Genomic DNA, 19,824 nt, shown 5'->3' on the forward strand with positions numbered 1-19,824 from the left:
CTCGGCCGGCCTCCGGGCCGGGGTGTGCTTGACGGTTTCGATCATCGCTTCGTACAGTCGCGAGCATGTCGTGCCGTCTGCCCCTGCTGACCCGTCGCAGCTATCTCGACCTGGGGCGGACCGCCAGCGCGGCGTGTCCGGGCAGATGAGGGGGGTTCGTCCCCCCGCGGCGGTTCGGGATCGGCTGGAATCGACCAGTCTGCCCTGATCCTCCGGGGATCCTCGTGACGAGGCCGTCCCGGGCCGCCGCATCCGGTTCCCGCACGCGCGTAGAGCGTGCCGCCCGCATTCTGCCGAGCCACGCTGCCCGCCCGGAGGCACCGCATCATGACCACCACACCCGCCGACCAGTCACCCGCCGACCTCCCGGCCCCGGCCGGCGGTGACCCCGCCCTGCTGGCCGAGGCGTTCGCCCGGCTGCCCCGGGTCGTCGACCTGCTGGCCGCCCGCGCGGAGGAGCACGACCGCGACGCCACCTTCCCCTACCAGGGGATCGAGGCCGCGCATGAGGCCGGGCTGCTCACCCTGACGGTCGGCCGGCGGTTCGGCGGAGCCGGCGCAAGCTTGGCCGAAACCGTACGGGTGTTGGCCCAACTCGGACGTGGCGACGCCTCGGTGGCGGTCCTCACCGCCTTCACCCTGCTCCAGCACGCCGAACAGGCGCGGGCCGGCGGCTGGCCGACCGCCGGGTACCGGAGGCTGCTCACCGAGTCCCGCCGCGGCCCGGCGCTGGTGAACACCCTGCGGGCCGAACCGGGCCAGCCGACCGGCGTGCCGAACACCGTGGCCCGCCGGGACGGCGACGGCTGGCTGCTCACCGGCCGCAAGACGTACTGCACCGGCGCCGAGGCGCTCGCCTGGATGGCCGTGACCGCCCGCACCGACGAACCGGCGCCGCGGGTCGGCACCTTCCTCGTCCGCGGCGACAGCGCCGGCATCGAGGTGGACCCGACCTGGGACCAGCTGGGGCTGCGCGCGAGCGCGGGCCACGACGTCGTCCTGGACGCCGTCCGGGTGCCCTCCGAGCTCGCCCTCGGCCTCGGCAACCGGGAGAATCCGGGCGCCAGGGAGGCCGCCGTGCTCACCCGGGCCTGGCACGACCTGGCGCTCGCCGCCGTGTACCTGGGGGTGGCGAGATCCGCGCAGGAGTGGCTGGTGCGCTTCCTCAACCAGCGCACCCCCGCCAACCTCACCGAGCCGCTGGGCATCCTGCCGCGCTACCGCACCGCGCTCGGCGAGATCGAGGCACTGCTGATCGGCGCGGAGGAGCTGGTGCACGGCCTCGCCCCGCGCGTGGACCGCGCCGAGCCGGACGCCGTGGCCCGCACCGGCCCGGCCCAGCTGCTCGCCTCCCGGGCGGCCGTCTCGGCCGTGCAGCAGGCCGTCGCGCTCACCGGGAACCCGGGACTGAGCCGGCGTCACCCGCTGGAGCGCTACCTGCGCGACGTGCTCAGCGGACGGGTGCACTTCGCGGCGGACGACGCCGTGCTCGAAGCGACCGGGCGCGCCGCCCTGGAGCGCATACCGGGCCGCGGCTGAGAGGTCCGGGCCCGGGCGGCCCCTGAACGGGACCGCCCGACGGAGCCGGCTGCCGGCTCGCCCCCCGGGCCTGCGGTCAGCGGGTGCCGACCGCGGCGCGGACGGCCCGGCGGGCCAGCGCGGCGTCGTCGTACAGCCGGCGGATCATGATCCGCTGCTCCTCGCCCGCACCGGGAACGTCGTACAGCCGGATCTCCCGCATCAGGACCAGGACCAGGTTGACCAGGAAGGCGTCCCTGGCCATGGTGCCGCCCGACTGCGCGAGCTGGCTGATCTGGCGGCGGGCCGCGGTGTCCCCGGACAGCACGCTCCAGAGCACCGCCAGGTCGTACCCGGGCAGGTACCAGCCGGCCTGCTCCCAGTCGACCAGCACCGGACCGGACGGCGCCAGCAGCATGTTGCTGAGCAGCGCGTCGCCGTGGCAGAGCTGCAGCGGGGTGTGGCTCAGGCCGTGCAGCAGCCCGCGCAGGTCGCCGGCGTCCCGGTCGGTGAGCTGGCCCACCGAGTGGAACCGGGCGATCTCCATCTGGTAGTCCAGCGGCGTGTGGAACACGTCGGTGGGCGGGCGCCACAGGTTGAGGGTGCGGATCGCGCCGAGGATCGCCCGCACCTCGCCCGGGGTCGGCGCGTTGACGGGGTGGCGCTCGCGGGCGGCGGGCCGCCCGGGCACCCGCTCGACCACCAGGACGCAGCGGTCGTGGTCGGCCGCCACCAGTCGGGGCAGCCGGACCGGCGGGCGGTGGCGCACGAACGCCCGGTAGACCGCGACCTCGTGGTGGAAGTCCGCCACCAGCTGGTCGAACTGGTCACCCCGGACGGCCTGCGGCGCCAGGCACTTGGCGACCACCGGAGCACGCCCGATGGTGCCCGCCACCAGGATGTGGCGGCTGCCCTCGCGCAGGACCTGGCGCGGGGTGAACGCGGGACATATCCGCGAGATGCCGGCCAGCGCGGCCCGTACCGCCGGGGTCTGCAGGGCCGCCGGGTCGATCCGCTCGGCGACCACGGGCTGACCCGGCCGGCCGCGCAGCATCCGCTCACCCGGCCGCACCGGGGCCTGCCGCGGGGCGCCGCCGTTCAGGGCGGCGTCGGGTGCGCGCAGTCCCAGCGCGGTGCGGCCGGCCTGGCCCCGGGCGTCCGTGGAGCGGGCGTCGGTGCCGCGGGGGGCCGCCGGGCGGCTCTGCGGCACCGGCTTGGGGCCGGGTCGGGTGCCGGCCGCGGTGGGGGGACGCAGCGCGGGGCGGGTGGCGGTCGGGGCGGGCGTGGTCGCTGAGGAGTACATGAGGGGTGGGTGATCCCTTCCTTGCCGTCGGCGGGCTGGCCCCCACTCTCGCGGGGGAGGGCGGGCGGACGCCTTCCTGGTGCGTCGCCTGCCCCGCTCGGTGCGGTCGACTGGAGTGCGGGCGCCGGGCGCGGAACGAGGGCCGGAGCCCTCCCGACGGCTGCCGGTGGCCCGTTCGCGTCCTGGGGAAACGCGTCGGTCCGACTGCCGCTGCCGTGCCCGGCGCCCCCGCGCCACCCGGCCGCGCCACCCCCTCGGACGAGCATCCGGGGGCGCCGCCGGCGTACCGGGGGAGTGCCCCGGCCCTGTCGGTGGCGCCCCCGACCCCGAGGGCGGGGTGGCGCACCTCTACATCACACCCGGAGACCACTGGCACACCATGTGGCGGACCCTGGCGAAGCCTGGCGAATGCTCGCTTGGCACATGACACCGCACTAGGGTCGAACCAGCCGAGGAACCTGGGGGCTTCACGTGAGCAGGGAACCCAACACCCGACTGGCCGACCTCTTCGCCCTGACCGGATGGTCCAAGGGCGAGCTGGCCCGGCTGGTCAACCGGCGCGGTGCGGCGATGGGGCAGCAGCAGTTGTCCACCGACACCTCGCGGGTGCGCCGCTGGATCGAGCAGGGGGAGATCCCCCGCGATCCGGTGCCGCGGGTGCTGGCGGCCGTGTTCACCGAGCGGCTCGGCCGTGTCGTCACCACTGAGGACCTCGGTCTGGAACGACACCGGCCCTCCAGGTCCACGACAGCGCAGTCGGCAGAACCCTGGGAGCCGGATCGGACGGCCGCGGTCCTCACCGAGTTCACGGGAATGGACCTCATGCTCAACCGACGCGGATTGGTGGGTGCGGGCGCCGCACTCACGGCGGGAGCGGTCGTCGCCGACTCCCTCCAGGGCTGGCTCACGGGCGATGCGGTCGCGTACGCGGCGGGCCGGCCGGGGCCCAGGCAGGTGATCACGCAGGCGGGCGCCAGGCCCGTCGTGGACGTCTACGAGTCCGGTCAGGTCGGCTTCGACGAGGTGGAGGCGCTGGAGCGCTCGGTGGAGGTGTTCCGGGCCTGGGACGCCTCGCGGGGCGGCGGCCTCCAGCGCAAGGCCGTGGTCGGCCAGCTCAACGAGGTCGGCGGACTGCTGACGCACCGCCACGCCCCCGCGCTGGACCGCCGGTTGTGGATCGTCGCGGCCAACCTCGCGGTGCTCGCCGGCTGGATGTCCCACGACGTCGGCCTGGAGCCGACCGCGCAGAAGTACTTCGTCATCGCCGCCCAGGCCGCCAAGGAGGCGGAGGACCGCCCGCGCGCGGGCGAGGCGATCTCCCGGGCCGCCCGGCAGATGCTGCACCTGGGCCGGGCCGACGACGCGCTCGACCTGATGAAGGCCGCCAACGCCAGCGGCGGCACCGACGCGCTGCCCCGGACGAGGGCGATGCTGCACACCGTGGAGGCCTGGGCGCAGGCCGCACTGGGCCGCTCGCAGGCGACCCGGCGGGTGCTGGGAGAGGCCGAGGAACTGTTCGTCCGGGACAACGGCGAGGCGATGCCGACCTGGATGCAGCTGTTCAACGAGGCGGAACTGCACGGCATGCAGGCCCTCGTCTACCGCACCCTGGCGGAGCACGACCCGAGCGCCGCCCCGCTGGCCGTCCGGCACGCCAAGCTGGCCATCGACCTGCGCTCGCCGGGCGGCCGGGAGCGTTCGGCCCTGCTGGACCGGATCACCCTGGCCTCCGTCCACTGGCTCTCCGGCGAGCCGGACGAGGCACACGTTCAGGCCAAGATGGCGATGGCCTCGATCGGCCAGACCTCCTCGCACCGCACCTGGGACCGGCTCCGCGAGATGTACCGGCTGACCGGTCGCTACCAGGGGCTGCCGGTGGTGGACGAGCTGCGCGAGGAGCTGCGGCAGGAGCTGCGGGTGGCGGACGCGAAGCAGCGGCCCAGGCTCGCCTGAGCGCAGGGGGCGGGGCGCACGAGGGGGGTGCCGCACGGGTCGCGGGTCGCGCCCGTCCGCGCTGCCGGCGCCGGCGAACACCTGAGTGAGGGGGCGTACGCCGCTGCGCGTGCTCCGGCGGTCCGTGCTGTCCGGGCGCCGTTCGTCCGCCCGCTCGATCACGGCCGTGGCCGGGTTCGGACGGGCGCGGTCGGCGTGTCCACCCGGGTGACGCCGGGCTCCCGACGAGCCCGAGTGACGGGTCTGTGAGACGACTGTCGCACAGCGGTATCGGGACTGTGAGGGATTCGGGCGAATCTCCGGGCATGCTCAGGGCATATGCCGAGCGGGATGCGACGGTGGGCCCGGCCTGGTCCCGGCCCGCCGGGGCGGGCCGGGACCACCGCGTGCCTCCCCCCTTTCTCCCCCTCCTCCGGTGTGCAGGGCGGCCCGAGGCGGCGCGGGCGCCCGCCCGGGCCGTCCGGGCCGCGGGGGCCGTCGCCGGGCGCCGTCCGGCCGGTTCCCGCCGGTGCGACGGCCGCCCCGCGCCGCCGGTGCCGCCGGCTCCCAGGTCCTATGTGCGCGGGGCCCGTACAAGGGGTAACCTTCGGTGATTCCGGCGCCCGGGCGCCCAGCGCAAAACCGACAAATGACCCCCGGCGACGGAAATCCCGTTGCCACTACGACCGCCGCAACGGATGCTGACCTCATGTTCGAGCCAGTGATAGCGCCCAGTGCCAGCCTCCTCGGCCTCCTCCAGCGAGGCCGCGGTGACGGGCAGCTCCATGCGCTGGCGGCCGACCGTACCGAGGCGATCGCCGCCCTGGAGGAGTGCGTCACCAGCGACCCCCGCGCCGACTGGCAGGTCGAGAACCGCTCCCTCTACTACGCACGCCTCTACATGGAGCTCGAAGCGCCGCTCGACGGCATCGAGGACCACCTGCACTCCCCGGACGACCTGCTCGACCACGAGGACAACCGCACCGGCCTCGCCCTCTCCGTGCTCGGCCACCTCGCCGCCTACGGTCGCCGCGACGCGCTGCTGATGCTGCGCGAGTACGCCGCCACCGGTACCAACTGGGCCTGGGCGCTGGACGAGCTGGCGATGCGCGACGACGACCTCGGCCTGCTGGTCATCGGTCCGGCGATCCTCGACCGCTTCCCCGAGGGCCCCGAGGGCGACGCCGACCTGCGGGCCGCCGTCCGGGGCGCGTACGAGCCCCGGCCCTGGCGGCTGTGGGCCGCGCACCACCCGAGAATCGCCGCCGCGAGCGAGCAGTCCCCCTTCGACCTGTGGCAGCGCCAGCTCAACCGGGGCGGGGTCACACCCGGCTGGAGCGTCGCCGACGTGCTCGCCTGGGCCGACATGGGCGATCCCTTCGACGGCGCGGCCGCCTTCCACCGCCACGACCCGTCCGAGCCCACCGAGCCGGACGCCGGCGCCCGCCGCGCCGCCGCGGCCGCCCGCTGCCTCAGCGCCGTCGTCCGCCCGGAGGATCGCGACACGTTGCTGGAGGCGGCCCGGGGCGGACTTCCCGGCGCCCGCCGGGCCGCCCTGCGGTACCTGGTGGACGTGCAGGACCCGGCGGTCCCCGCGCTGATCGAGGCCGCTGCCGCGGACGTCGACGAGCGCGTGGTGCGCTCCGCCTTGGAGGTCCTCGGCAGAATGCGCGGCCCGGAGGCGCTGGCGCACGCCCGCCGCTGGGCCGACCCCGCCACGGGCGGCGCCGACAGCGCCCTCGGAGAGGCCGCCGTCCAGCTGCTCGCGGACGCCGGCGAGCCCGTCGACGGCCCGATCGTGGTCGACGCGCTGCGCCGCTGGATCTCGGTCCGCGGTGTGCGCGGGCCCGGCCTCGGCACCCTGGTCGACGGCGCGGGGCGGCTGGCCGCCGCCGCAGCCGTCCCCGCCCTGCGCCACGTCTACGGCGAGGCCGCCTCCTCCGAACTGCGCGGCCGCGCCGCCCGCGCCCTGGCCGCCACCGACCGGCACTTCCCCGAGGGCCCGGCCGTCGAGTGCCTCTGGGACTGCGAGGAGGCCACCCGGGAGCTCGCCGCCAGGCACGTCGCCACCACCGGCGACGCCCGCGTGCTGGAGCGCCTGCGCCGCCTCGCCGCCGACCCGGCCGAGGAGGCCGAGGTCCACGCCGCCGTACGCGGTCGCCTCACCGCCCGCGAGCGCGGCCGGTCCTAGCCGGTGCCGGGCGGCCGGCCGAACCCGCCCCGCTGCGCGCCGGCCGCGCGGTTGCGGGCGTCCCTCACATCCGTCCGTCCCCGCGAGTGGCCGCGCCGGGGGAACACACACGCCGACGGCCCGGCCCCTCGTACGGACGAGGGGCCGGGCCGTCGGCGTCGGCGGTGCAGGGCGGCTACTTGGCGACCGCGCCCGCGTTGGGTTCGAGGACACCGAAGGTGACCAGGCCGATGATCAGGATGCCGAGCAGGATCCGGTACACCACGAACGGCGTGAAGCTGTGCGAGGAGATGTACTTCAGGAACCAGGCGACGGCCGCGTAACCGACCGCGAAGGCGATTACGGTGGCCAGGATGGTCGGGCCCCAGGCGGGCGCCGGGCCCTCGCCGATCTTGAAGACCTCCAGCAGGCCGGAGGCCAGCACGGCGGGGATGGCGAGCAGGAACGAGTACCTGGCCGCCGCCTCCCGGCTGTAGCCGAGCAGCAGGCCCGCGCTGATCGTGCCGCCGGAGCGCGAGACGCCGGGGATGAGGGCGAGGGACTGCGCGAAGCCGTACGTGATCGCGTGCGGCAGGGTCAGGTCCGAGATCGGCCGGGCGTGCCGGACGGCCCGGGTGCGGTCGGCGACGGCCAGGATCACGCCGAACAGGATCAGGGTGGTGCCGATCACCCGCAGGTCGCGCAGCGAACTCTCGATCTGGTCCTGGAAGGTGGCGCCGAGGATGCCGATCGGCAGGGTGCCGATGATCACGAACCAGCCCATCCGCGCGTCCTGGTGCGACCGCAGCGCGGGGCGGAAGAGCGAGAGCGTCCAGGTCTTCACGATCGAGACGATGTCCCGGCGGAAGTAGATCAGTACGGCGGACTCGGTGCCGAGCTGGGTCACCGCGGTGAACGCCGCCCCGGGGTCGTCCCAGCCCAGCAGGGCGGAGAAGACGCGGAGGTGGGCGCTGGAGGAGACCGGGAGGAACTCCGTCAGCCCCTGGATCAGGCCGAGTACGGCCCCGTGGAACCAGTTGATCACCGGTTACCCGCCCAGGGTATCTGTCGGTCGATGCGCATCAGCGGTCCGTTTCGTGTGCGGGAGGCGTGCGGTGGGCGCCGGCGTGCGGCGGCGCGTACGTCGACGTACGCCCGGTCGTGCCGGGGCCGGACCGGCCGCCCGGCGCACGGGCCGCGCGCAGCCCGGCGCGGCATGATGCTACGCGGTGAAGAAGTCGGGACGGCGCCCGCCCCCGGGGCGCTCTGCCGCCGCGCCCGTCCCCGTCCCGGCCGCCGACCGTCTTCGGCCCGGTCCGTCCCGGCGGCTCGGTACGGCGCGGCCGCCCGGGCCCGGACGCCGTTGCCCGTGGGCCCGGGCCGGGGCGGGGGTGGCCCGCGGTGGCGGGTGGATGCCGTCGTGGGAATACCCCTGGGGGGTATGGTGTTGATGTCGACGAACCGCGGAAACCGGCGGAGCATGAGACGAGCACCAGGCGGAGGACGACATGACAGATCCCGCGCACCACGTGCACAGCACCACTCGGCCTACCCACGGCGCCCGGACCGGGGTCGACGGCCACCCCGATCGCCCCGATCACCTTGACCACGCCGACCACGCCGATCACGCGGGTCACGCCGACCATGTAGGCCGGGGCGGGGCCGTGCACGGCTCGGCCGCCGCCGCACCCGCCGGCAGCTGCCGGACGGCTGTACGGGCCACCCTGCACTGCCTCACCGGCTGCGCCGTCGGCGAGGTGCTCGGCATGGTCCTCGGCATGGCCTTCGGCCTGCACAACGGCGCGACGGTGGCCCTGTCCGTCGTCCTGGCGTTCGCCTTCGGCTACGCGTTCACCATGCGCGGCGTCCTGCGGGCGGGCCTGCCCGTGCGGCAGGCCGTCAAGGTCGCCCTGGCGGCCGACAGCGTGTCGATCCTGGTCATGGAGCTGATCGACAACACCGTGATGGTCACCGTCCCCGGTGCGCTGGACGCCGGTCTCGACAGCGCCCTGTTCTACGCCTCACTGGCCGGCTCGCTGGCGCTCGCCTTCGTGCTCACCGTCCCGGTCAACCGCTGGATGATCTCCCGCGGTCGCGGCCATGCCGTGGTCCACGCCCACCACGGGCACTGATCCCGGCCGCGGCGGCCGCACCCGCGGCCGTCCGGGGCCGGCCGGTCCTCAGGCCGGGCCCGGCCCGTCCAGTGCGGCGACCGTCGACTCCAGCCAGGCGAGTTCGGCCTTCGTGGTGGCGCGGGCGATCAGCAGCAGGCCGCGCCGGAAGGGGTCCTCGAACTCCTCGGCGCTGATCGCGCGGTCGCCGTCGTAGAAGAAGCCGGCGGGCTCCCGGAGGAAGGCGAGCCGGCGGCGCAGCACGGCGGCCTGCTCGGCCGCCGAGTCCAGGTACCGCAGGAAGGCCAGCACGGTGAACCAGCGGTTCTCGTCGCTGATGTCGAGCTGCTCGGGCGTGCGCAGGCGGGCGAGCAGCGCGGCCCGGCCCTCATCGGTGAGGTGCAGGGTGTGGCGCGGCGCGGCGGTGGCCCCGGGTTCGGTCTCCCGGACGAGCAGGCCGTCGGCCTCCAGCCGCTTGATCGCGGGGTAGAGCGTGCCGTCGCTGATCGGCCGGACGTGGCCGGTGAGCGCCGCCAGGTGCCGCCGCAGCTCGTAGCCGTGCAGCGGCTGCTCGTGGAGGAATCCGAGGATCGCGAGCTTCAGCATGGCCCCACTCTTCCAGACTCCCCGGGCCCGTCCGTCCTGATATATCGCTTCCGAGATACCTCGACATCGATGTATCTTCCTTCGAGCGAACCCGGAACGACCCGAAGGAGAGACGTCATGCGAGACACCCAGGTGACCCCGAGCGGCGACCGGCTGCGCTGGGTCGAGATCCCGGGCGCCGAACCGGCCCGGGTCTACGTCCACGGCCTGGGTGCGAGCTCACCCGTGTACTACGCCGCCGCCGCGGCCCACCCGCTGCTGGTGGGCCGCCGCTCGCTCCTGGTCGACCTGCTCGGCTTCGGCATCAGCGACCGCCCCGCCGACTTCCCCTACACCCCGCAGGCGCACGCCGACGCCCTCGCGACCGCGCTGCGCGCCGCCGGCGTCCGCGGCGCCCAGGTCATCGGCCACAGCATGGGCGGCGCCGTCGTCACCGCACTGGCGGCCCGGCACCCCGAACTGGTCTCCGCCCTCGTCCTGGTGGACGCCAACCTGGACCCCGTCACCCCGGTCCGGCGCCCCGGGAGCAGCGGCATCGCCACCTTCACGGAGCGCGAGTTCCTGGACGGCGGCTGGCGCGAGGTGCGCGAGATGGCCGGCCCGTTCTGGTGGGCGACGATGCGGCTGGCCGGCCGGGAGGCCCTCTACCGCAGCGCGGCCCACCGGGCCGGGGGCGCCGAGCCGACCACGCGGGCCCGGCTGCTGGACCTTCCGATGGCCCGGACCTTCCTGTACCCGGAGGCCGACGGCGAGCCGGACGGCGCGGAGCGGCTGCGCGGGGCGGGCGTGCGGGTGGTCGCCGTACCGGACTGCGGTCACAACATCATGTTCGACAACCCGGACGGGTTCGCCCGAGCGGTCGCCGAGGTACCGGGCGGCTGAGCGCGGGGGCGTGGCCGCTCCACGGCGCCGGTCCCGTCCACGGCGCCGGTCCCGTCCATGGCGCCGGTCAGGCCGGTTCCGCCGGTCCGCCGGGTCGGCGGGCCCGGTCAGTCGCGCAGGGGCGCGAACCGCAGCGGGGTGCCGGGCCGGGCCTGGGCGGCCGCGGCGAGGTCGGCGGGGGGCACCACGCCGACCACGGGGTAGCCGCCGGTGGTGGGATGGTCGGCGAGGAAGATCACCGGCCGGCCGTCCGGCGGGATCTGCACCGCGCCCAGCACCATGCCCTCGCTGGGGAGTTCGCCGGGGCGGGAGCGACGGACGGCGGGGCCCTCGGTCCGCAGCGCGATCCGGTTGCTGGCGGCGGCGACCAGGTAGCCGTCGCCGGCCAGCCGGGCCACCGAGGCCGGTTCGAACCAGTCGGCGCGGGGGCCGGGGTGCAGGCGCAGCACGAGCGTCCGCGGGGGAGCGGGCAGCGGGACGAGCTCGGGGCGGGGCCGCGGCGGCGGGGGCGGGCCCACCCGCAGCCGCTGCCCGGCGGCGAGCGGGGGCGGCCCGAGGCCGGACAGCACGTCGGCCGACCGGCTGCCGAGCACGGCCGGCACGGCGATGCCGCCCGCCACCGCGAGGTAGCTGCGGACGCCGTGGGTGGCGGGTCCGACCTCGACCAGTGCGCCGTCCGGGACGGCGACGGCGGTGCCCCAGGGGGCGGGTCGCCCGTCGATCCGGACCGCCGCGGGCGCCCCGGTGACCGCGATCCTGACCGGGCCGAGGGCGCGCACGGCGACGCCGCCGAGGGTCGTCTCCAGCGCGGCCGCGCCCGGGTCGTTGCCGGCCAGCCGGTTGGCCGCCCGCAGGGCGGGCTCGTCCAGCGCGCCGGCCCGGGGCACGCCCAGGTGGGCCACCCCGCGGCGACCGAGATCCTGAACCGTCGTCAGCGGTCCGGGGCGGACCACCTCCAGCGCGCTCATCCGGCCCGCGCCGCGGTGAACCGCACCCGCACGCCCGGGGCCAGCAGGGCGGCCGGCTCCCGGGCGGCGTCCCACAGCGGCAGGCCGGTGTGCCCGAGCAGCTGCCAGCCGCCGGGGGAGGAGCGTGGGTACACGCCGGTGTAGGGGCCGGCCAGGGCCACCGATCCGGCGGCCACCGACGGGCGCGGGGTGGCCCGGCGGGGCACCCCGTACCGCTCCGGCAGGCCCGTCAGATATCCGAAGCCGGGGGCGAAACCGCAGAACGCGACCAGGTACTCGGGCTCGGTGTGGATCCGGACCGCGGCCTCGACGGAGACGTTCCACAGCGCCGCCACCTCCGCCAGGTCGGCGCCGTCGTAGACGGTCGGCACCTCCACCAGCGGCCCCGGGGGCCCGGTGCCCGCGGCGGGCTGCCAGGCCGTCAGCACGGCGCTCAGCGCGGCGAGGTCCTCGGCGCCGTCCAGCAGGACGGTCCGCGCGGCCGGCACGATCTCGGTGACGGCCGGCAGCTCCCCGGCGGCGCGCAGCGCGGCCAGTGCGCGGTAGAGGGCGGCGGCCTCGGCCGCGTCGGCGACCTCGGCGAGCAGCGCGTGCGGTCCGACCCGGTGGACGACGGCCCGGGCGGGGCCCGCGTCGCCCCGGTCGCCGCTCAGCTGAACGCCTCCACCCGGATGCCGGCGGAGGCGAGCGCTCCCCTGACCCGCCAGGCGAGTTGGGCGGCTCCCGGGGTGTCCCCGTGCACGCAGAGCGAGCGCGCCTCGACCGCGACCGGCTCGCCGCCGATGGCGGTCACCAGGCCGTCGCGGGCGATGCCGACCGCGCGGGAGATCACCGCCTCCGGGTCGTGCACCACCGCGTCCGGGTCCCGGCGGGGGACGAGCGTGCCGGCCCAGGTGTACGCGCGGTCGGCGAAGGCCTCGGCGACGACCGGCAGTCCGACGCCGTCCGCCACCGCGAGCAGTCGCGAGCCCGGCAGGCCGAGCACCGGCAGCGGGCCGTCGCAGACGGCCCCCGCGCGCAGGATGCCCGCCACCACCGCCTCGGCCTGCTCGGAGTCCGCGACCACCCGGTTGTAGAGCGCACCGTGCGGTTTGACGTACGAGACCCGGGAGCCGGCCGCCCGGGCGAAGACCTGCAACGCGCCGATCTGGTAGGCGATCTCGTCCGCCAGCTCCTCCGGCGGCACGTCCATCGCGCGCCGCCCGAAACCGGCCAGGTCGCGGTACGAGACCTGGGCGCCGATCCGGACGCCGCGTTCGGCGGCGAGCGCGCAGACCCGGCGCATGGTGGACGGGTCCCCGGCGTGGAAGCCGCAGGCGACGTTGGCGCTCGTCACCACCGACAGCAGTGCCTCGTCGTCGGTGAGGGTCCAGCGACCGAAGCCCTCACCGAGGTCCGCGTTGAGATCGATCACCGTATCGGCCACGCCTTTTCCGCCTCCCGTCAGCTCTTCAGGGCGATCGTAGGGCCTGTTCGTTACACCCGGCGCACGTGACCCGGATGCCGGGTGGCACTGGGGTACGCGCGACCGTGAACGCGCTCCCCCGGTTGGCTCAGCGGGGCGGCCTCCGGTGCCCGGTCAGGCGGTTGCGGCGGCGCCGGCGGTGTTCTGCCCGGCGCTTCGGCCGCTCTCGTGCCCGCTGTCCCGGCCGTCGTCCCGACCGCTGTTCCGCTCGCCGTTCTGCCCGTTGCTGCGCACGCCGTCCTGCCCGCTGTGCGGCTCGCCGCCCTGCTGTCCGGCCCGCTCGATCGAGCGGATCCCGCGCAGCACGATGAGCAGCGGGATCACGCCGACCACCCCGAACGACATGTCGATGAATCGCCAGTACAGCGGGATCCCGCGCAGCGGGCCGCAGATCAGGGCCAGCGGGATGATCGCGCCGCAGGCGATCACCGCCCACCTGATCACCCACACGTTGCGGACCGGGTCCTGGACGGGCCCCCAGAAGGCCACCGCGATCACCAGGTGGGCGAAGGCCAGCCAGTCGGTGCCGTAGGCGAGGAAGGGGTACCGGCGGTTGGTGTCGGCGATGCCGTCGCGGACCTGCAGCAGCTTCGCCAGGAGTCCGGGGAAGTGCTCGCTGACCGGCGCGGCCGGGCCGGTGGCGAGGTCGGCCAGCCAGCGGGTCTCGGTCTCCAGCGGGAAGGCGGTCAGTCCGCTGAGCACCAGGCAGACCACGAAGATCCAGAGCCAGCGGCGGACCGTGCGCAGCGCGGTCCGCTCGGTCTCGTTCGGCGTCCTGCTCATCTGCGTACCCCCAGGTGGAAGGACGGGTGACGATTCTCCTCACCCGTGCAGCGCCGACTCTAGACCTAGAATTGAACGTGTTCAACATTGGGGTCCGACGGGGCCCGGACAGGCCGGTGCCCGGTCGGCGGGCGGCCGACCGGGCACCGGGGAGCCGGGGGACGTGCGGGCTCAGGCCGTGTACGTGAACCGGTCGGCGGCGACAGCCGCGCTGGTGCCGCCGGGCGTCGTCACCGTCACGTCCACCGTGCCGGTCCCCGCGGGGGAGACGGCGGTGCAGGCGGTCGGGCCGCAGGAGACATGGGTCGCCGGCACGCCGCCGAACGCCACCGCGCCGTAGGTCAGGCCGGTGCCGAAGACGGTGAGGTTGGTGCCGCCGGCCGCCGGGCCGCCGGTCGCGGTACCGATCGAGGTCACCACCGGCGCGGCCGGGACGGGCGGCGTGCCGACGTACCCGAAGGGGGCGGGCGCGTCGGCGTGCCCGCCCGGCGTGACCACGGTGACCGGCAGGCTGCCGGAGCCGGCCGGCGCCGTCACGGTGCACGAGGTGCTGGTGCAGCCACCGGTGGCGGGGCGGTCGCCGAACAGGACGAAGCCGTTGTCGAGGGCCGTCCCGGTGACCGTCACGGCGGTGCCGCCGGCGGCCGGTCCGGTGGTGGTGTCGATCGCGGTCACGGCCGGCGCGACCGGGATCGCCGAGGCGATCGGGCCGACGCCGATCGCGTAGCTGGTGACGTTGTCGGACAGGTCGGCGTCGTCCCGGTTGGAGGCCGTCACCCGGATCGTCCCGGACGGGCGGACGGTGCCGTGGGTACCCAGCTGCAGCTTCATGAAGTCGCTGCGCCCGGGGCGGCGGGTGCCCTCGAAGGTGGCCTCCAGCCGGCGCCGGTCCGCAGAGACGGTCTGAGTGAAGGTGAAGTCCGGCGGTACGGAGTACATCAGCGCGCCGTCGGTGGTCACGCCGGGCGGGAGCTCGACCGTCAGGTGGGTGGCGCCGGTGACGTCGGTGGTGCCCGCCGACTTCCAGGTGACGCTCATGTTGGTGTTGTCGATCGGGAAGATCGGGTAGTTGCCGCTCTGGGAGACCGCCAGGTCGGGGCCCTGCACGGGGCCCGCCGCCGAGGCGGTGGTGGCGCCGGCGGCACTGAGGGAGGTGAGGGCCAGCGCCGCGGCGAGACCTGCCTTTGCCAGTTTGATGATCATATCGACATCATGGTGACGGCCGCAGTGGGAGGCTGCCGCTTCGTGCAAGCTGGCCGGGATCGGACCTACGCCCCCTGGGCGAAGCTCCCTAGGATGGCCGGAAGTCGTCGAGCGGGGGAGAACTGATGAGACGTCCGACCACGGCCGTGGCCGCGGCCGGCCTGCTGCTGGCCCTGACGGCCTGCCAGTCGGGGGCGGCGACCGGCACGGTCCAGGGCACCGACGCCGAGTTGGCCTGCGCGGCCGTGCACCGGCTGCCGGACCCGATGCCCGACAGCAAGGCGGGCGGCGATCAGGCCTTCGACATCGCGCTGGCCCGCCTCGTCGGGGCCGAGGAGCTGGCCAGGGCGGCCGCCCTGGCGGACGCCAAGTTCCAGCCGCTCGCCGACGCCCTGAAGGAGGCGCAGCAGCAGATCTCCGTGACCTTCGACGCCCACGCGGCCGAACCCGCCGTCAAGAAGGCCCAGGGGTACTGCTGACAGAGGCAGTGCCGACGGGCGGACCGCCCGCCTCCGGCGAGCCGGCGACGGTGACGGGCCCGCCGGCAACCGGCCCGGTGCCCGCGGGCGCGCCGCCCGCCGGCACTGCGGAGCCCCGCCCGGCCAGCTCCGAGCGGTGCACCAGGCCGACGGCCCGCCCGTCCAGCAGCACCACCGCGGCCTCGTGCCCGGTGCCCAGGGCCGCCGAGGCGGCCGGGACGGACTCCCCGACGCCCACCGTCGGCAGGGTCGGACCGAGCCGGTCGCCGGCGAGGTCCGCCGGGAGCGCCCGGCCGTCGGCGATCGCGCGCCCGACCGCCGTCGCCGAGAGCGAGCCCAGCACCTCGGTGGCGCTGATCCCGTACGGCCTGGCCGGCCGGGCCGTGACCACCGGCGCGACCCCGCCCGGGGCCCCGCGCAGCAGGACCAGCGCCTCGGCCAGCGAGACGTCGGACGGGACGGTGACCAGCCCGCGGCCCGACGGGTCCGGCGCGGTGCCCAGGGCGGCGCGGACGGTCGGCCCGTCGTCCTGCGGCTCCTCCAGGAAGCCCCACCGGCGCAGCCAGTCGTCGCTGAACACCTTGGACAGGTACGAGCGCCCGGAGTCGGGGAGCAGCACCACGACCAGGTCCTCCGGGCCGAGTCCGCGGGCCAGCCGAAGGGCGGCCGCCACCGCCGTGCCCGAGGAGGGGCCGGCCAGCAGCCCCTCCTCGCGGGCCAGCCGCCGGGCGGTGAGCAGCGACTCCCGGTCGGGGATCCGCTCGAAGCGGTCCACCACCTCGCGCCGGTAGGACTCCGGCCAGCGGTCCTCCGCCGTCCCGGGGTGGACGAAGTGGCCGATGCTCTCCACGAAGTACGGGCTGCCGTCCCCACCGCCGTAGACCGAGGCCTCCGGGTCCGCCCCGACCACCGTGACGGCCCCGCCGGAGACCTGCTTCAGGAAGGCCCCGGTGCCGCTGATCGTGCCGCCGGTGCCGACGCCGGCCACGAAGTGCGTCACCCGGCCGCCGGTCTGCTCCCAGATCTCCGGGCCGGTGGTCCGCACATGGGCCTCAGGATTGGCCGGATTGTCGTACTGGTTGGCCAGCCAGGCGCCCGGAATCTCCTCGGTGAGCCGCCGCACCACGTTGAACAGGTGGTCCGGGTGCTCGATCGGCAGCGCCGTCGGGGCGGTCACCACCTCCGCCCCGTACGCCCGCAGGATGTCGGACTTCTCCCGCGCGGACCGGTCGGACACCCCGGCGATCACCCGGTAGCCGCGCCCGCGGCCCACGATCGCCAGCCCGATCCCGGTGTTGCCGGAGGTCGCCTCGACGATCGTCCCCCCGGGCCGCAGCAGGCCGTCCCGCTCGGCCGCCTCGATCATCGACAGGGCGGCGCGGTCCTTCACGCTCCCGCCGATGTTCAGGAACTCGGCCTTGGCGTACACCGGTGCGGCGATCCCGGCCCCCAGCCTGGCCAGCCGGAACAGCGGCGTCCCGCCGATCGCGTCGACGACCGACTCGTAGACCGCCATGGCGGCCTCCTTCCCTGCGGAGCGGGCGGAGTCGGCCCGGAGCCGGACGGGCAGCACCGGCCGGGCCGTCGGCCGAGCACCGGCCGGTGGGCCCACCGTAAGCGCAGCACGGCCCGCCGCGGGGGCGAACGGGCCCGCCCGCGGTCGACGGCGGCGAGCGGCGGTGAACCGACCCGGCGCCGCGGCCCTCGCGCGGCCCGCCGGCACCGGCCCCACCCCGTGCCGCGCCCCGTCGCGGGCGCCCCGACACCCGCCGTCCGACTCATCCCGGAAGGCCCGTTTCGGTCGTTGTCGGTGCGAACCCCTAATCTTGTCCACCGTGACCGCCATCGCAGACCAGCCCACCGACTACGGGCTCCGGCCGCCCGCCGGAGCTTCCCGGCCCGCGCCCGGCCCCGCCGCCGACGAGGGCCTCGCCCGCCGGCTCAAGGCGCTGGCCTGCACCGCGCCGCTGCACGACCTCGACAACCGCAAGGTGAACCTGGCGGGCGAGTACGGCGGCTACGCGATGGCGGAGGTCGGGCTCGCCGCCATCGACCTGGTCACCCTCCACATGGACTTCGACACCGGCGCCGACCGGGACATAGTGCTGGGCCGGATGCTGCCCCGGGTGGCCGCGCAGAACCCGCCCCGCCCCGCCGCCGAGCACGAGCGGGTGGCCCGCTGGGTGCTGGAGTCGCTGATCAACGTCGGCAGCGTCGACCGCGGCTTCCGGGCCGTGTACGGCACCTTCGGCCCGGACGGCGAGTACGTCCGGCGCGACTACGACTTCAAGCTCATCGAGGAGGTGCCCGGCCCCGACGGCGGCGTCTACCTGCGGACCACCGACGAGGCGGTCAACGTCCTGGTCGGCGCGCTGGACACCGACGTCACCTCGGCGCAGATCGCCGCCGAGGTGAAGCTGGAGGTGCTGATCCGCCGCGGCCGCCTCGCGGACGCCCAGCTCGCCGCCGAACAGGCCCGCTACCGCACCGTGCAGTACGCCGAGACGCTGCGCCGCGCGCTGGACGCCACCCGCCGCAACGTCCGGGCCGTCGACTGGATGCAGGCCGTCCCCGACCTGATCGACGAGGCGCTCGACCACATCGCCGACCGCTACCGGCACGAGAACGCGATCCTCACCAACATCCGCAGGGTCCGCGACGAGAGCGAGCCGCACACCCCCGAGGGCGCCGAGCACAAGCGCCGGGCGGCCGAGCTGGTCGACATCGTCAAGGACTGCATCCGCCGCCACACCCAGCTGCAGACCCGGCTGCTGGAGGCCGGCCCGCTGTTCCGGGCCGAGCAGGACCGCCAGGCCTTCGCCACCCCGGGCGTCCGCACCGGCATCGACCTGTACGGGCAGCTGCTCGCGCCGCTGCTGCGGCTGCCCGTCGAGCAGGCCGTGCGGCCCACCGACGCCTTCTTCGCCCGGGGCGCCGGCCTGCGCACCCCCACCTCGGTCCGGGTCACCGACCTGGTCGACCTGCTGCTCACCCCGCCCGTCGAGCGCGAGCACCTCGGCGCCGAGCTCCCCGACCCCGACCTCGTCGCCACCCCCGACGACAGCCGGTTCTCGGAGGCCCAGCTGGAGGCCGCGCTGGAGCTGCTCGACCTGCCCAGCGACGCCCCCCGCCGGCTCTCCGGCCTGCTCGCCGACGCCCGCCGGCAGGACCCGGAACTCCCCTACCTGGTCGCCCTGCTCGCCGTGCACGCGGCCAGCCCGCCGGTCGGTACCGCCTACCGGCAGGGCGAGGAGCGCCTGCTCTTCGCGGTCGACGACGGCACCCCGCTGCGCGACGTCGAGTTCGGCGGCGCCGACCTGATCGTCGGCAACGCCCTGCTCGACGCCGCCGGCATGGCGGCCGACCGCAAGGACGCCGGCTGATGACGGACCGCCAGACGCAGAACCACCCCGAGGAGCACCGCCCGTGACGACCCACCACGACGCACCCTGGGCGCCCGAGGCCGAACCCGCCCCCGCCGCCCTCACCCCGGCCGACGTCGCCGACGCGGCCCGGCTGGTCTCCTTCGGGCTGCAGGCGAAACTGCTCCCGGCGCGCGACGCCGAGTACGCCGAGCTGGTCCGCCGCCACCGCGAGGACCCGCCCTTCGCCCGGCTCGCCGACGCGGTGGCCACCGGCATGGGCCTGATCGTGCTGGAGGTCTCCCCGCGCGCGGGCATGGCCGTCGCCGCCGCGGAGGACTCCGTGTTCGCCGTCCGGATGGGCGACTACTCGCGCCGGGCCGCCTCCGAGTCCGCCGACCGCTTCCTGCACGGGCTGGCCCACCTCGCCGTGGCCGCGATGGCCTTCCCCCGCCCGGAGGACCTCGCCGACGACGGCTACCTCGGGCGGATCACCGTCAACGGCGTCGACGCCTTCGTCCGCCAGGCCTGCCGCCGGCTGGAGGAGCAGGCCGACGCCGTGGGCGACAACACCGACCCGCAGAGCGACGCCCCCGGCCTGGAGGCCGCCTGGCGGGTCTGGGCCCGGCGCACCGCCACCGGCGCGACCAAGGACGCCCGCCGGCTCTCCGGCTCGACCATCGGCATCACCGGCAAGGCGGTGCTCTTCCTGGTCGACTCCGGCTTCCTGCAGAAGACCGCCGACGACGCCGGCGGCACCTACCGCACCACCGCCCGCTACCAGCTCCAGGTGCGGGACCTCGCGGCCAGCGGCGCGATGGCCGAACTGCTCGACCTCGGGGTCGTCCCGGTCAGCGACGGCAGCGCCACCCTGCTGCCCGCCGACCACAGCGAGGACCTGGTGGCCGACGCCGGCCTGCCCTTCCACGCGCTCTGACCCCGCCGCCCGGCACCCGCCGGGCGCCCGCCCCCAGCACCCCGCGAACCGCCAGCACCCCGCGAACCGCCCGCACCTCCCGAACCGCCCGCACTGGAGAACCGC

The 19,824-nt window shown here is 75.7% G+C and carries 16 protein-coding genes and 1 pseudogene; 8 read left to right on the forward strand and 9 right to left on the reverse strand.

The annotated features are described in order from the left end of the window. The first annotated feature begins 327 nt into the window (after positions 1-327). Positions 328-1,539: an acyl-CoA dehydrogenase family protein gene (locus ACFTWP_RS29995; protein WP_380268065.1), complete on the forward strand. Its 1,212-nt coding sequence runs from the start codon at positions 328-330 to the stop codon at positions 1,537-1,539. 76 nt (positions 1,540-1,615) lie between these two features. Here ACFTWP_RS29995 and ACFTWP_RS30000 read toward each other — a convergent pair whose 3' ends face one another. Continuing rightward, positions 1,616-2,821, reverse strand: a complete 1,206-nt coding sequence (locus tag ACFTWP_RS30000) for a phosphotransferase (RefSeq protein ID WP_380268066.1) — start codon at positions 2,819-2,821, stop codon at positions 1,616-1,618. Positions 2,822-3,292: 471 nt separating this feature from the next. Between ACFTWP_RS30000 and ACFTWP_RS30005 the strand changes: the two genes are divergently transcribed. Next, a complete protein-coding gene (locus tag ACFTWP_RS30005) occupies positions 3,293-4,774 on the forward strand; it encodes a hypothetical protein (RefSeq protein ID WP_380268067.1) in 1,482 nt (493 codons plus the stop codon). Positions 4,775-5,462: 688 nt separating this feature from the next. Then, on the forward strand, positions 5,463-6,944 hold the full coding sequence (locus tag ACFTWP_RS30010; protein ID WP_380268068.1) for a HEAT repeat domain-containing protein: 1,482 nt from the start codon (positions 5,463-5,465) through the stop codon (positions 6,942-6,944). 175 nt (positions 6,945-7,119) lie between these two features. Here the strand turns inward: ACFTWP_RS30010 and ACFTWP_RS30015 are convergent, their stop codons facing one another. After that, positions 7,120-7,965, reverse strand: coding sequence for an undecaprenyl-diphosphate phosphatase (locus ACFTWP_RS30015; protein WP_380268099.1), 846 nt, complete (start codon positions 7,963-7,965; stop codon positions 7,120-7,122). A 622-nt stretch (positions 7,966-8,587) separates the two neighbouring features. Here ACFTWP_RS30015 and ACFTWP_RS30020 point away from each other — a divergent pair. Continuing rightward, the gene (locus ACFTWP_RS30020) at positions 8,588-9,055 is read left to right on the forward strand and encodes a DUF4396 domain-containing protein (RefSeq protein WP_380268100.1); all 468 of its coding nucleotides are present in this window, start codon (positions 8,588-8,590) and stop codon (positions 9,053-9,055) included. 48 nt (positions 9,056-9,103) lie between these two features. Here the strand turns inward: ACFTWP_RS30020 and ACFTWP_RS30025 are convergent, their stop codons facing one another. Beyond that, positions 9,104-9,640, reverse strand: coding sequence for a PadR family transcriptional regulator (locus ACFTWP_RS30025; protein ID WP_380268069.1), 537 nt, complete (start codon positions 9,638-9,640; stop codon positions 9,104-9,106). Positions 9,641-9,757: 117 nt separating this feature from the next. On the opposite strand from ACFTWP_RS30025, the gene ACFTWP_RS30030 reads away from it, so the two are divergent. Then, positions 9,758-10,522, forward strand: a complete 765-nt coding sequence (locus tag ACFTWP_RS30030; RefSeq protein WP_380268070.1) for an alpha/beta fold hydrolase — start codon at positions 9,758-9,760, stop codon at positions 10,520-10,522. A gap of 107 nt (positions 10,523-10,629) precedes the next feature. On the opposite strand, the gene ACFTWP_RS30035 is transcribed toward ACFTWP_RS30030, so the two are convergent. The 5 genes and pseudogenes from ACFTWP_RS30035 to ACFTWP_RS30055 form a co-directional block, all read right to left on the reverse strand. Further along, positions 10,630-11,490 (reverse strand): biotin-dependent carboxyltransferase family protein, encoded by an 861-nt coding sequence (locus tag ACFTWP_RS30035; RefSeq protein ID WP_380268071.1) that lies wholly within the window; start codon positions 11,488-11,490, stop codon positions 10,630-10,632. Beyond that, positions 11,487-12,143 (reverse strand): 5-oxoprolinase subunit PxpB, encoded by a 657-nt coding sequence (gene pxpB / locus ACFTWP_RS30040; protein WP_380268102.1) that lies wholly within the window; start codon positions 12,141-12,143, stop codon positions 11,487-11,489. Before pxpB ends, ACFTWP_RS30035 begins: the two co-directional genes overlap by 4 nt. Further along, on the reverse strand, positions 12,140-12,904 hold the full coding sequence (locus ACFTWP_RS30045) for a LamB/YcsF family protein (RefSeq protein WP_380268073.1): 765 nt from the start codon (positions 12,902-12,904) through the stop codon (positions 12,140-12,142). Before ACFTWP_RS30045 ends, pxpB begins: the two co-directional genes overlap by 4 nt. A 330-nt stretch (positions 12,905-13,234) precedes the next feature. Next, positions 13,235-13,738 (reverse strand): annotated as a pseudogene (locus ACFTWP_RS30050) (hypothetical protein); the annotation flags it as partial. 171 nt (positions 13,739-13,909) lie between these two features. Beyond that, entirely contained in the window at positions 13,910-14,941 is a 1,032-nt protein-coding gene (locus tag ACFTWP_RS30055; protein ID WP_380268074.1) for an IPT/TIG domain-containing protein, read from the reverse strand. Positions 14,942-15,066: 125 nt separating this feature from the next. Between ACFTWP_RS30055 and ACFTWP_RS30060 the strand changes: the two genes are divergently transcribed. Continuing rightward, on the forward strand, positions 15,067-15,420 hold the full coding sequence (locus tag ACFTWP_RS30060; RefSeq protein WP_380268075.1) for a hypothetical protein: 354 nt from the start codon (positions 15,067-15,069) through the stop codon (positions 15,418-15,420). Here ACFTWP_RS30060 and ACFTWP_RS30065 read toward each other — a convergent pair. Further along, complete coding sequence (locus ACFTWP_RS30065) at positions 15,395-16,936, reverse strand: pyridoxal-phosphate dependent enzyme (protein ID WP_380268076.1); 1,542 nt, start codon at positions 16,934-16,936, stop codon at positions 15,395-15,397. The genes ACFTWP_RS30060 and ACFTWP_RS30065 overlap by 26 nt on opposite strands. A 319-nt stretch (positions 16,937-17,255) precedes the next feature. Between ACFTWP_RS30065 and ACFTWP_RS30070 the strand changes: the two genes are divergently transcribed. After that, positions 17,256-18,803 (forward strand): hypothetical protein, encoded by a 1,548-nt coding sequence (locus ACFTWP_RS30070; protein WP_380268077.1) that lies wholly within the window; start codon positions 17,256-17,258, stop codon positions 18,801-18,803. Positions 18,804-18,846: 43 nt separating this feature from the next. Beyond that, the gene (locus ACFTWP_RS30075; RefSeq protein ID WP_380268078.1) at positions 18,847-19,719 is read left to right on the forward strand and encodes a hypothetical protein; all 873 of its coding nucleotides are present in this window, start codon (positions 18,847-18,849) and stop codon (positions 19,717-19,719) included. The last annotated feature ends 105 nt before the right edge of the window (positions 19,720-19,824 follow it).

The sequence above is a fragment of the Kitasatospora sp. NPDC057015 genome, from assembly GCF_042673745.1.
Classification (GTDB): Bacteria; Actinomycetota; Actinomycetes; order Streptomycetales; family Streptomycetaceae; genus Kitasatospora.